This window comes from Mesorhizobium ciceri WSM4083 (assembly GCF_000519305.1).
Lineage (GTDB): Bacteria > Pseudomonadota > Alphaproteobacteria > Rhizobiales > Rhizobiaceae > Mesorhizobium > Mesorhizobium ciceri_B.
In genome coordinates, this window is sequence record NZ_JAFG01000004.1 from 74,437 (window position 1) to 86,332 (window position 11,896).

General features: G+C 61.4%; 14 protein-coding genes. 5 read left to right on the forward strand and 9 right to left on the reverse strand.

The features are described from left to right. Positions 1 to 155 precede the first annotated feature (155 nt). Positions 156 to 563, forward strand: coding sequence for an SET domain-containing protein (locus MESCI2_RS0106285; protein WP_027035815.1), 408 nt, complete (start codon positions 156 to 158; stop codon positions 561 to 563). Between the two features lie 122 nt (positions 564 to 685). Here the strand turns inward: MESCI2_RS0106285 and MESCI2_RS0106290 are convergent, their stop codons facing one another. The 4 genes from MESCI2_RS0106290 to MESCI2_RS0106305 form a co-directional block, all read right to left on the reverse strand. Further along, positions 686 to 1,636, reverse strand: a complete 951-nt coding sequence (locus MESCI2_RS0106290; protein ID WP_027035816.1) for a cytochrome c — start codon at positions 1,634 to 1,636, stop codon at positions 686 to 688. Positions 1,637 to 1,645: 9 nt separating this feature from the next. Further along, on the reverse strand, positions 1,646 to 2,083 hold the full coding sequence (locus MESCI2_RS0106295) for a c-type cytochrome (protein ID WP_027035817.1): 438 nt from the start codon (positions 2,081 to 2,083) through the stop codon (positions 1,646 to 1,648). 155 nt (positions 2,084 to 2,238) lie between these two features. Next, complete coding sequence (locus tag MESCI2_RS0106300) at positions 2,239 to 2,838, reverse strand: superoxide dismutase (protein WP_013532667.1); 600 nt, start codon at positions 2,836 to 2,838, stop codon at positions 2,239 to 2,241. 106 nt (positions 2,839 to 2,944) lie between these two features. Next, positions 2,945 to 3,823, reverse strand: coding sequence for a branched-chain amino acid aminotransferase (locus MESCI2_RS0106305; RefSeq protein ID WP_027035818.1), 879 nt, complete (start codon positions 3,821 to 3,823; stop codon positions 2,945 to 2,947). Between the two features lie 157 nt (positions 3,824 to 3,980). Between MESCI2_RS0106305 and MESCI2_RS0106310 the strand changes: the two genes are divergently transcribed. Together MESCI2_RS0106310 and MESCI2_RS0106315 are read left to right on the forward strand one after the other, a co-directional pair. After that, positions 3,981 to 4,643: a haloacid dehalogenase type II gene (locus tag MESCI2_RS0106310; RefSeq protein ID WP_027035819.1), complete on the forward strand. Its 663-nt coding sequence runs from the start codon at positions 3,981 to 3,983 to the stop codon at positions 4,641 to 4,643. A gap of 170 nt (positions 4,644 to 4,813) precedes the next feature. Continuing rightward, positions 4,814 to 5,638, forward strand: coding sequence for a L,D-transpeptidase (locus MESCI2_RS0106315; RefSeq protein ID WP_027035820.1), 825 nt, complete (start codon positions 4,814 to 4,816; stop codon positions 5,636 to 5,638). A 6-nt stretch (positions 5,639 to 5,644) separates the two neighbouring features. Here the strand turns inward: MESCI2_RS0106315 and MESCI2_RS0106320 are convergent, their stop codons facing one another. The 5 genes from MESCI2_RS0106320 to MESCI2_RS0106340 all read right to left on the reverse strand — a co-directional run bounded on the left by MESCI2_RS0106320 (position 5,645) and on the right by MESCI2_RS0106340 (position 9,871). Continuing rightward, a complete protein-coding gene (locus MESCI2_RS0106320; RefSeq protein WP_027035821.1) occupies positions 5,645 to 5,929 on the reverse strand; it encodes a hypothetical protein in 285 nt (94 codons plus the stop codon). A 66-nt stretch (positions 5,930 to 5,995) separates the two neighbouring features. Continuing rightward, complete coding sequence (locus MESCI2_RS0106325) at positions 5,996 to 7,405, reverse strand: mercuric reductase (protein WP_027035822.1); 1,410 nt, start codon at positions 7,403 to 7,405, stop codon at positions 5,996 to 5,998. Between the two features lie 59 nt (positions 7,406 to 7,464). After that, positions 7,465 to 8,235, reverse strand: coding sequence for an SDR family oxidoreductase (locus MESCI2_RS0106330; protein WP_027035823.1), 771 nt, complete (start codon positions 8,233 to 8,235; stop codon positions 7,465 to 7,467). Between the two features lie 26 nt (positions 8,236 to 8,261). Beyond that, a complete protein-coding gene (locus MESCI2_RS0106335; RefSeq protein ID WP_027035824.1) occupies positions 8,262 to 9,116 on the reverse strand; it encodes an alpha/beta fold hydrolase in 855 nt (284 codons plus the stop codon). 41 nt (positions 9,117 to 9,157) lie between these two features. Next, complete coding sequence (locus tag MESCI2_RS0106340) at positions 9,158 to 9,871, reverse strand: alpha/beta fold hydrolase (RefSeq protein ID WP_027035825.1); 714 nt, start codon at positions 9,869 to 9,871, stop codon at positions 9,158 to 9,160. Between the two features lie 155 nt (positions 9,872 to 10,026). On the opposite strand from MESCI2_RS0106340, the gene MESCI2_RS0106345 reads away from it, so the two are divergent. Together MESCI2_RS0106345 and MESCI2_RS0106350 are read left to right on the forward strand one after the other, a co-directional pair. Then, a complete protein-coding gene (locus tag MESCI2_RS0106345; RefSeq protein WP_027035826.1) occupies positions 10,027 to 10,644 on the forward strand; it encodes a CGNR zinc finger domain-containing protein in 618 nt (205 codons plus the stop codon). Positions 10,645 to 10,697: 53 nt separating this feature from the next. Next, positions 10,698 to 11,780, forward strand: a complete 1,083-nt coding sequence (locus MESCI2_RS0106350; RefSeq protein ID WP_027035827.1) for an alpha/beta fold hydrolase — start codon at positions 10,698 to 10,700, stop codon at positions 11,778 to 11,780. Positions 11,781 to 11,896: the final 116 nt, after the last annotated feature.

Consider the following 11,896-nt stretch of genomic DNA (forward strand, 5'->3'; position numbering starts at 1 on the left):
CAGACGATGGTCGACGCGCCCTTGCCGGAGGGCTGGGTGATCAGGATTTTTTGAAGTTGCCGTTGATCATTTTCACTCGCTATTGCGATGATCGCGCGCTACCCAGTGCGCGGCTTTTCCCGGCCTGACAGCCTCCAATCGCGTAAAGGTCCATTATGCTGCTCGTCGACGTCTATCTCGACAAATCCGCCATCCAGGGAATCGGCGTCTTTGCCAAGAAGCACATTCCTCGCGGTACTCTGATCTGGAAGCTGGACCCAAGGTTCGATCGGCTCATCGAGGTCGAGACTTATGAGCGCGCGGCCGGCCCGGTGAAGAGCTATCTTGATCGCTACTCCTATCCCGACCGCCGCGATCCGAACTACATCGTCTTCGAAGCCGACGACGCGCGCTACATGAACCATGCCGACGAGCCGAACTGCGACGTCTCCTCACCCGAGGAGAGCTTTGCGCTGCGCGACATCGCGCCCGGCGAAGAGCTGACCTGCAACTACAACCATTTCTTCGAAACGGGCTTCGATTTTCTCGGTGACCGCCACCTGTCATCCGCGGACTCGGTCTAGGGGCAATTCCAGGAAAAGTGTGAAGCGGTTTTCCCGGGAAAACGCATAGGGTTTTCCCTTGGGAATTGCGTCAAAACAAAGAGTTAGAGAAGATCGCCGTTTCCGTGAAACGATGAAATGCTCTAGTTCGCCGTCTTCTTGCGGGCCGGATAGCCGTTTGGATGCGCCGGGATCGCCTTCAGATAAGCGGCGATGGACGCACGGTCCTGCGGCGTCAGTTCGGCCATGTTCCGCTGGACGTCGACCATGGCGCCGCCGACGGAATCGAAATCTGGCGTGAACCCGGTTTCGAGATAGTTGGCGATGTCAGCCTCCGACCAGTTGCCCAGACCGCCCTCGCCCGACGTGATGTTCGGCACGACGCCGCTGCCTTCGGCGGCCACGGCGCCCGCCAGCCACTCGTTCTTCTTCGTACCGCCCGCAAGATCGCGCGGCGTGTGGCATTCGCCGCAGTGGCCTGGCCCCTCGACCAGGTAGCGGCCTGATATCACCGGATCAGGCGTACCCTGGGGGAAGGCAACGACCGGCTGATCGCTGAGGTAAAGCAGTTTCCACAGGCCGATGCCGCGGCGGATGTTGAAGGGGAAACCGAGCGAATTTGCAGGCGCCTTGCCGGCGACGGCCGGCAGCGTCTTGAGGAAGGCATAGAGATCGGCAATGTCGGCCGGATTCATGCGCGCGTAGGACGCATAGGGAAACGCCGGATAGAAGTGCTCGCCCGACGGCGACACGCCCTTCATCATGGCGTTGGCGAGGTCCTCGGCCGACCATGCGCCGATGCCGTCCTTGGGATCTTGCGAAATGTTGGGCGGCACGAAGGTTCCGAACGGCGTCTTGAGTTCGAGGCCGCCCACGAGTTGAAGCCGGGCGTCGCCCTGCGAGCCCGGCTTTGCATGGCAGGATGTGCAACCGCCGGCATAAAAGATGCGCTTGCCCCTGGCTGCGTCGCCAGGACCGAGCTTGGCCAGGGTTTCCCTGTCGAGCCTCACCGGCGCCGACAGGACCCACCCGGCAACCGCGCCGACGCCGCCCAGAACGATGACGGCGCCGACAAGTTTTTTCAGCCATGCCATGGCTGGCGATCAGCCCTTCTTGATTCTGTAGCCTTGATGGCAAGTGCCACAATCGGAGCCGATAGCGCCGACTTGCGCCTTCAGCGCGTCGGCATCGGCGGGAGCCGCTGCGACCGCAGCCTTGACGTCGGCGAGATATTTGTCCTCGGCTGCCTTGAAGCCAGCCATGTCTTCCCAGATCTTCGGCGAGGCCGTGGTGTCGCCGGTGTCGCTGCCGGCCGGGAACAGTGCATCGGCATCGAATTTTTCCGCATTCGCCTGCAACGCCTGAAGTTGCGTCAGCACGGCCGCCGCATCAAAGGGCTCCTCGCCCTTGACCACTTTCGACAGGCCGCCGACGATCTTTCCACGCTCCTTCATCAGTGCCTGCCGGTCGAGGATCGGGTCGGCAAAGGCCGCCGAGACCGCGAGTGCGAGCATAGAGATGGCGATGACAAGCTTTCTCATTCAATTGGCTCCATGATGAAGGCATTTCGGGACAGGACGTTAACGGATGCTACAGAGGGGAAATTCCCTTCCCCTGATGATTTTTGCCGGACCTTTGCTCTTACGGGACGCAGAAAAGAAAAGCCCCGGGTGATACCGGGGCTTCTGGAAATCGATCACTTCGCCTTTTCGTACAATTCCAGCACGTGATCCCAATTGATCAGGCTGTCGACGAACGCTTCGAGATATTTCGGACGGGCGTTGCGATAGTCGATGTAGTAGGAGTGCTCCCAGACATCGACGCCAAGGATCGGCGACGCGCCATGGACGAGCGGGTTTTCGCCGTTCGGCGTCTTGGAGATCGCCAGCTTGCCGTCCTTGACCGAAACCCAGGCCCAGCCGGAACCGAACTGGGTCGTGCCGGCGGCAATGAAGTCGGCCTTGAACTTGTCGTAGCCACCGAGATCGCTATCGACTGCCTTCTGCAAGGCGCCCGGCAGCTTGTTGCCGCCGCCGCCTTTCTTCATCCACTTCCAGAAATGGATGTGGTTGTAGTGCTGGGCGGCATTGTTGAAGAGGCCGGCATTCTTGCCGAACGACTGCTTGACCACCTCTTCGACCGACAGATCGCCCAAGCCGGCCTCGGCGGCGAGCTTGTTGCCGTTATCGACATACGCCTTGTGGTGCTTGTCGTGGTGATATTCCAGCGTCTCTTTCGACATGTAAGGCTGCAGGGCCTCATAGTCGTAAGGCAGAGCGGGCAATTCAAAAGCCATGGATAGTACTCCCTCGTGGAAAAATCCGGTGTCGATACCGGAGTAAGATAGGTCTGGAATGGGTTGGGACAACTCCGGATGAAGCGTCGATTGCCTTTTTATCCGCTCAAGCGGCGGAAGTCGAATGCGCCCAAGCCCAATAGAGTTCGCGCGCCTTTTTGGCCACCGGCCCAGGTTGCAGATTGCGATCCTCGATACGCGTGACCGGCACCACCTTGGAATGGTTCCCGGTCGAAAAAATTTCGTCCGCTTCGAGGAAATCGCGCACCGACAGCGTCTTTTCCGTAGTCTTGAACCCATACTCGCCAAGCAGCGTTATGGTGCGCGAGCGGGTGATGCCGGACAGGAAGGTGCCGTTCGGCGCAGGCGTAAAGACGTGACCGTCCTTGACCAGGAAGATGTTCGAGGTTCCGGTCTCGGCGACGTTGCCCAGCATGTCGAGCACCATCGCATTGTCGAAGCCGCGCATCTTGGCTTCGAGAATGGCCCGACCGTTGTTGGGGTAAAGGCAGCCGGCCTTGGCGTTGGTCGGCATGGTTTCGATGGTCGGACGCCGGAACGGCGACACGGTCACCGAAAAGCCGGTCGCCGGAATCATCGGTGATTCATAGAGGCAAAGGCAGAAGCGGGTCGAGGCGGGATCGGCCGGCACGCCCATATAGCCGCCATGCTCGGCCCAGTACATCGGCCTGATGTAGACCGCCGTCTTGCCGTCGAACTTCTTCAACCCATCCCATGTCAGCCCGACGATCTTGTCGGCGGTCATGTTCGGCTTGAGGCCGAGCGCGATCGCCGAGGAATTCACCCTGGCGGCATGAAGATCGAGGTCGGGGGCAACACCTTCGAACCAGCGGCCACCGTCGAACACGCTGGTGCCGAGCCACATGGCGTGGCTGCGCGGCCCCAGAATGGCGACGTTGCCCTCGTGCCAATCACCATCGACGAAAGTCCATGTCGCGGATTGCGCCGCAGCCGCCAGTGTCATCATGTCGTCCCGTCTTAATCGGTCTCGTATGACAGCCATTGGAAGATGCTTTGGCGGGCGCCGTCAACCGGCATCATGGAGTTTTGTTGAGGCCAGTGCCGGGGCGCAATACAATCAACGCTTGCACCTTGTCGCACCTGCCCTCAAAACTGCTGTCATGCAATACGCCGCCTATGTCTTCGACGCCTATGGCACGCTGTTCGACGTGCATGCCGCCGTGCGCCGTCATGCCGACCGGATCGGGCCGGACGGCCAATTGCTGTCCGAGATCTGGCGCGCCAAGCAGCTCGAATATTCCTGGGTGCGCACGCTGATGGGCGCCTATGCCGATTTCTGGCAACTGACCGAACAGGCGCTCGATTTCGCCTTGCGCAAGGTTCCCTCGGCCGACCCCGGTCTCAAGGCGATATTGCTGGATGCCTACTGGCGGCTGGATTGCTATCCAGAAGTGCCGGCCGTGCTCAAGGCGCTCAAGGCTTCGGGAGCGAGGCTGGCGATCCTGTCCAACGGCTCGCCCGAAATGCTGCAGGCGGCGGTCAAATCCGCCGCGCTCGACCAGGTTCTGGATGACATCTATTCCGTGGACAGGGTGCGGCGCTTCAAGACCGACCCGGCGGTCTACGACATGGTCGCCACCGGCTGGCGCCTCTACCCCGGCGCGGTTTCCTTCCAGTCCTCCAATCGCTGGGACATTGCAGGCGCCACCAAATTCGGCTTTCGCACGGTGTGGATCAACCGTTCCAATCAGCCCGAAGAATACCGGGACTTCCCGCCGGCCCTTATCCTGCCGTCACTCGAAGCCCTTGTGCCCGGCAGCTAGGAGACCTGTGTCTCTGGCGCCACAGTAGCAGCCTGGTCACAGCTTCGCCTTTGTTTGCCCACGTTCGGGCCAGAATCGGAACCGCCTATCGCCCCAGGTGTTGTCAGGCACCCGCGCAACTGTCGGCGAATTCACGCTTTGTTGCGATTTGAGACTTAAAGAAGGCAACCATGTCCATAACCGAAATCGAATCTTTTCGCCTGAGCCGTCGCGGCTTTCTCAACGCCGCAGCCCTGGGCGCCGCTTCGATCGCGGTTTCCGCATGCGCCACCACCGGGCCGGGTCCGGTCGCGCCGCCGCCACCAACCTATGTCGAGCCGCCTCTGGCTGATTATGTGACGATGTACGCAGCAGTCAGCGACGGCGGCTTCGATCTGCCGGCCATCCCAGTCGACAAGATCGATCCGCAGTTCCTGCGTCAGATCGTTCCCGACCCAACGGGACAGAAGCCGGGAACCATAGTCGTCGATACCACCGGCCACTTCCTTTATCTGGTTCGTCCAGGCGGTCAGGCGATACGCTACGGTGTCGGCCTTGGCCGCGCCGGCTTCGAATGGTCCGGCGACGCCGTCGTTCAGTGGAAGCAGAAATGGCCAAAGTGGACGCCGCCGGATGAAATGATAGCCCGTCAGCCGGAACTGAAACCCTACAGCGCCGACAATGGCGGCATGCCCGGCGGCTTGAAGAACCCGCTCGGCGCACGCGCGCTCTATCTGTTCCAGGGCAATGTCGACACGCTCTATCGTCTGCACGGCTCGCCGGAGTGGCGGTCGATCGGCAAGTCGGTGTCGTCAGGCTGCGTGCGTCTGATGAACCAGGACATTATCGACCTCTATGACCGCGTGCCCTCGAAGACGCCGGTCATCGTGACCAGCGACGCCAGCCAGCCGATGGTGGCGACAGCCAGCCGCCAGGCGATCCCGATCGATGCTGGCGTGCCGGACGGATCGGTGCTGCTCGGACCGGTGAAAGAGATCACCAACTCGATCTTCTGACGCAGGTCAGCGTCGCTTCGCTTGGACAGTGAACCCCAGCTGTCCAAGCACTCTTACAGCACCCGTCTTTCCGCCCTCGAAGTCAGTGGAGGCTAACCGCCGACCGGTGGCGAATTCATAAGCCGTGCCCAGGATTGCCTTTGGCGGGTAAAGGTGCTCCTCCCAAGCCAGCTCGTAGGTCGTGGTTGGGGCGAAGCCATGCTCGGAGAAGAACCGCTCCGGGCCTAGCCGGTCGTACTCGTTTATCGCCTGCAGGACATGACCAGGGGTCACGCTGTTCCAGTCTACCATCGGCCTATCCTCCGGGTTGTCATGATTTGCAGTTCCGCTCAGAGTGCCGGAATCGGCGGCACCCTCCTATTTGATTTGTGGCTCCGACCGAGGCGGCACGTTGGACAGCAACGGGCCAAGTCCCTCCGCTATGGTCAGATGTGTAATGACGGCGTCGCGAAGCTTCGGATACGGAAGCGCGGCCAGCATCGCCGTCTGCACCGCGGCCAAGACCTCACCCGCCTCGGACCCGATCATGGTGAAGCCGAGGATACGATCGTCATCGCCCGCGATGACAATTTTCATGAAGCCCTGCGTCTCGCCCGTTGCGGCAGTGCGCAGCACGCTCTTCATCGGCAGCTTGGCGACGCGCACGATGACGCCCTGACGTTGCGCCTCGCCCTCGCTTAGTCCCACCCGGGCAAGCGGCGGGTCGGTGAACATAGTGTAGGGCACAAGGCGGTCGCGTGTGCTTCGGTTCCCACCGGATAGATTGTCCCTGATGATGCGGGAATCGTCGACGGCGACATGCGTGAACTGCGGGCTGCCGGCGCTCTCGCCGAGCGCCCAGACGTCGGGCGCGCTCGTCTCCAACCGCTCATTGACGCGAATGAAGCCGCGGCTGTCCAGCTCAACGCCCGCCGCTTCGAGGCCTATGCCGGCGGTGTTGGGCACACGTCCCATGGCGGCGAGCAGATGAGTGCCTTCGATTTTCCGGTTGCCGGAAGGCGTGCGCACGGTCACGCTGACCTCTTGTGCCGAACGGCCGCTGACCTCCAGCGGTTCGGCTCCGACGAGGAACTCGATACCCTCGCGGGCGAGAAGCTGCTGCATCTCATCTGCGACATCGCGGTCCTCCCTGCCGACAAGTTGAGGCCCGGCCTCGATCACCGTCACACGGCTGCCAAAGCGGCGGTAAGCCTGTGCCATTTCCAAACCGACATAGCCGCCGCCGAGCACAATCAGATGCGGCGGCAAGACGTCGAGCTCCAGGGCTTCAATGTGCGTCAGCGGCTGGGCGGCCTGCAGACCTGGAATGGCGGGGATCGCCGCATGCGAGCCAATGTTGATGATGACCTTGGCGCCGGTGAGCAAACGCGTGCCGCCGTCATTCAGAGTCACTTCGATCAATTTTGGCCCGACGAAACGCCCGCTGCCCATGATCAACTCGGCACCGCTGCTTCGATAGGCATCGAGATGAAATGCGATCTCACCGTCGATCATCTCTTGTTTGCGCTGGCGCACCTTCGCCATGTCGATGGTCACCGGGCCGGTGATCGTGCCGAACTCGGCGGCATGATTGGCGAGATGCGCCACTCTCGCGCTCCAAATCTCGTTCTTGCTGGGCATGCAGGCAACGGCGGGACAAGAGCCGCCCACCCATCTGCGCTCGACGACTGCCACCTTCTTGCCGGAGCGTACCAGGTGCCAGGCGAGCAGCTTGCCGCCCTGGCCGCTGCCAAGGATCAGCACATCAAATTGTTCAGGCTGTGACATGAGTTTCTCCGTTCAATTTTGGACAGGGCAAACCGGCGGGCCATAGTCTCCAGCCGGTCTCAGATCGACTTCACCTCACCGCCGTCCATGCGCAATGCCGATCCAGTCATCCAGCGCGCGCCGGGCGACACCAGGAACGCCATCAGCTCGGCTATTTCCTCCGGCTCGCCATAACGGGCGATCCCAGCTTCCTTGGGGAAACTGGCCAGTGCCTCGTCGACAGTCATGTTGTGCAGCGGCGCCCAGTGCTCCAGGTAGGACTGACGACGACCGGTCATCACCGGCCCAGGCAACACGCTGTTGACCTGCACGCCGTCAGCGATGCCGCGATCGGAGAAGGCCTTCGCCAGGGCGACAATTGCGGCATTGATCGTTCCGACGGCCGCGTAGGGCGCCTTCGGAAACAGCGCCGAATTGCCGGACATCAGAACCACCGAGCCCTTGGCCGCTTTCAAGGCCGGCCATGCCGCAATGGTGAGCCGCCGTGCACCGTGCAGCTTCAGCGCCAGGCCCCCTTCCCACTGTTCGTCGGTCATGTCGAAGAGGTCGACTTGCGGCACCGCGCCGGCAATGTTGACGAGCGCGTCGATGCGGCCGAACACAGCCGAGGCCTGGTCGACAACGGCCTTCGCGGCCTGCGGCTGAGCCAAATCGGCATCGATCACCAGCGCCTGCGCGCCAGCTGCCCGCACAGCCTCCGAAGTCTGCTCCAGATTGGTGCGGTTGCGGGCGACCAGGACCACGGCGGAGAAGTCCCGTGCGAGACGGATTGCGGTGGCCTGACCGATGCCCTGGCTGGCACCGGTGACGATGGCGACGGAGTTGGACATTTCGGGCCCCCCGTTCGGGGTTGATATCAGTGTGGAAGGAAGTCGCGGATGGCTGCCGCTATCTCTCCGGCATGGGTCTCCAGCGCGAAATGTCCGGTGTCGAAGAAGCGCACAACCGCATCCGGGATGTCGCGCCTGAACGCTTCGGCGCCCGGAGGCAGAAAGAATGGATCATTCTTTCCCCACACGGCGAGGAAGGGCGGCTTGTGGGTCCGGAAATAAGTCTGGAAGGTCGGATAGAGTTCGACGTTGCTCTTGTAGTCGCCAAAGAGATCGAGTTGCACCTCCTCGGCACCCGCCCGTGCCAGATAGAAATTGTCGAGCGCGTACCCGTCCGGAGAGATTGCGGCCACATCGGGAACACCATGCGTGTATTGCCAGGCCGTTGCATCAGGCTTCAGGAAAGCGCGCAAAGCCTCCCGGTTGGCCTCCGAAGGCTCCTGCCAATAAGCCCGGATCGGATTCCAACCTTCGCTCAGGCCTTCCTCGTAGGCATTGCCATTCTGGGAGATGATTGCGGTGATCCGGTCCGGGTGCCTGATGGCGAGACGGAAGCCGGTCGGGGCGCCGTAATCGAAGACGTAAAGGGCATAGCGGTCGAAGCCGACTTGAGTGGTGAAGCGGTCGATGATTTCGGCGATGTTATCGAACGTATAGGCGAACTCGTCCCGCATCGGCATGTCCGACCGGCCGAAGCCCGGCAGATCGGGAGCGACGATATGGAACCGGTCAGCCAGGAGAGGGATGAGATCCCGAAACATATGGCTCGAACTTGGGAACCCGTGCAGCAGCAGCAGCTTCGGCGCATCCGGTGCGCCGGCCTCGCGATAGAAGATCTTGAAGCCGTCCACATCAGTTGTGTGATAAGTGATTGCGGTCATTCTGCTTTCCTTCCGTAACTTTCTTGAGGCTCTTATGGCAGTTAACCTATTTGCCTAGTCCCACTCAAAGGCGCGCCCACCGCCTCAAGAATGATGTCGACGACAACGCTAGGCGCGGTGACGATCGGCGTGTGATCGACCTGATGCGACCGCACCCGAGCCTTCATCCTCGTTGCCATGAAATGCTGCGTCTCGGGCGGGATCATGCGGTCCTGTTCAGCCACCAGGAACCATGAGGGGCGCTCCTTCCAGAGCGGCCGCTCCATGGCCACACTGATGCAAGCCGGCGAGATCGGCCGCTGAACTGCCGCCAGCACCGCTAGGTCCTGCGCCGTGGCGTTTTGGGCAAAGGCGTCGGCGAAAGCCGTTTCCGGCAGATAGATCAGTCCATGGCCATCCGGAGAGAGATCGGGCGCCAGCGGATGCGGTTTGGCACGGTAGAAAACGTCCGCCACTGTCTCGCCCTCGTCCGGGGCAAGCCCGGCGACATAGACAAGCGCCTTGACCTTGTCGCTGCGGGTCGCTGCTATCACGGCTCCCGCATAGGCATGGCCGACAAGGACGACCGTCCCCGTCACGCGATCGATGGTTCGATCCAACGCCGCCACATCGTCGCGGAACGACGTCAGCGGCAACGGCACGGCTATCACCCTAAAACCATGGGCCGCCAGCGGCCCGACGACCTTTGCCCAGCTCGATCCATCAGCCCAGGCTCCATGGGCGAGCAAGATGTTGACGTGCTCCGAAGCAGCCATTGCGATTCCTCCGTTTTAGTAACCTATCTAACTCATTTATGTAGGTTACTATCCCGAACTACCTCAGCACTTAGTAACTTGTCAATTGCCATCAGAGCGGTTATGTTCACAAACACGTGGTCGGCACTGACGCTGCCGGGACCAATGGAGTTCCGATGCAGCATTCCCCTGCGATTTTTGTCGCCGACGCACTCGGTTTGGATTTCCTGAATTCAATCGCAACGCCGGTCGATATCCCCATCGACTGGCTCGACGACGGCGAGGGATTGCTAATTTGGCTGGAACAAGCCCGGATGGTGCCTGCCGAGGCGCTTGAAAGCATTCGAGCCCAGGCCCTCCCCGGCGAACTCGACAAGGTGGCGGATCAGGCGAGGCATTTGCGCGAGTGGTTCAGGGGGTTCGTTCAGGAACGCAAAGGACACCCGCTTTCGACTGAGGATCTGCGCGCCCTGGAGCCGCTGAACCGGTTGCTCGAACGTGATGAACAGTTCAGCCGTATCGTGACGGGCGACCCTGGACATGCCGCCGGCCTGGAATTCCGGACGCTGCGGCGCTGGCGCTCGCCGGAATCGCTGCTTCTGCCGATCGGCGAAACGCTCGCGAAATTTGTCTGCGAGGAAAGCTTTTCGAACGTGAAAGCGTGCGAGGGGCCGGCATGCACACTGATGTTCGTCGACCACACGCGAGGCCATACCCGCAGATGGTGCAGCATGGCGATCTGCGGCAACCGCGCAAAGCAGGCTGCCCATCGGCATCGGCTCAAGGCACATTAGAGACCTCGGAGACCGGTCTGTTGCGTGGCGCCCCACTACGATATTCTTGGGCGATGAAACTCAGCCAGAGCATACGGTTCTGCACGTCCGAGGACGGTACCCGCATCGCTGTCGCATCATGTGGGGAGGGAAAGGTGATCGTGCGGGCGGCGCACTGGCTGAGTCATGTCGATTATGATCTCGAGAGCCCGGTTTGGCGGCCATGGCTCCAGGCCCTTTCGGCCCACAACCAGTTTGTTCGCTACGATCCACGCGGCTGCGGTCTGTCGGATCGCCATGTCGCCGACCTCTCGATCGAAGCGTGGCACGCAGACCTGGACGCCGTGACGGCGACCATTGAGCAGCCAAGTTTCGTTCTGCTCGGTCTTTCGCAAGGCGGCGCTCTCAGCATCGCCTATGCGCTGCGGCATCCTGAGCGGGTGTCGCATCTGGTGCTGCTGAATGCCTATGGCCAAGGTGCGAGAGTTCGCGCGCACACCGCGGCCGAGCGGTTGGAAGCCGAAACACTCGTCAATTTCGTGCGCATCGGCTGGGGACGCGAAAATCCTGCGTTCTGCCAGTTCTTCACCAACCTTTTCATTCCCAACGGGACACAAGAACAGCATCGCTGGTGGGGCGATCTTGAGCGCGTGACGGCAAGCGCCGACGTAGCCGCCCGCCTGCTCTGGCAGATGCAGGGGATCGACGTCCTCGACCTCGCGATAAAACTCCGCGTCCCGACGTTGATCGCGCACAGCCGCGGGGACATGCGCGTGCCGTTCGATGAAGGCTGCAAGCTTGCCGCAGCGATCCCTGGAGCCCGCTTCCTGCCGCTTGAAAGCAAAAATCACGTTCTCCTGCCGACCGAGCCAGCTTGGAAGGTGTTCCAGGATGAACTCGATGCCTTCCTCGGACATGAGCGGCCCAGGCAGCCACGCGCAATCCGAGAGGCTGGCCTGACACCTGCAGAGTTGGCGCTTCTTGATCTGGTCAAACAGGGACTGGACAACCGCGCGATCGCGCAGCGCTTGAGCAAGAGCGTGAAGACCGTGCGCAATCAACTGTCGATGACCTTCAGCAAGCTCGGCGTCCACAGCCGATCGCAGGCAATCGTGATGACGCTCTCCGACATAGAACGAGCGCCCCAGCCCGATTGAGTTCCTCGCAGACCACAAATAAGGGACTTCTGTCCCTATTTGCGTTCGCTTTCACTTCCCCCACGGGACCGCTGCCTCATGCCCATCATCAGAGGGGGGCTCATCCTCGGAATCGA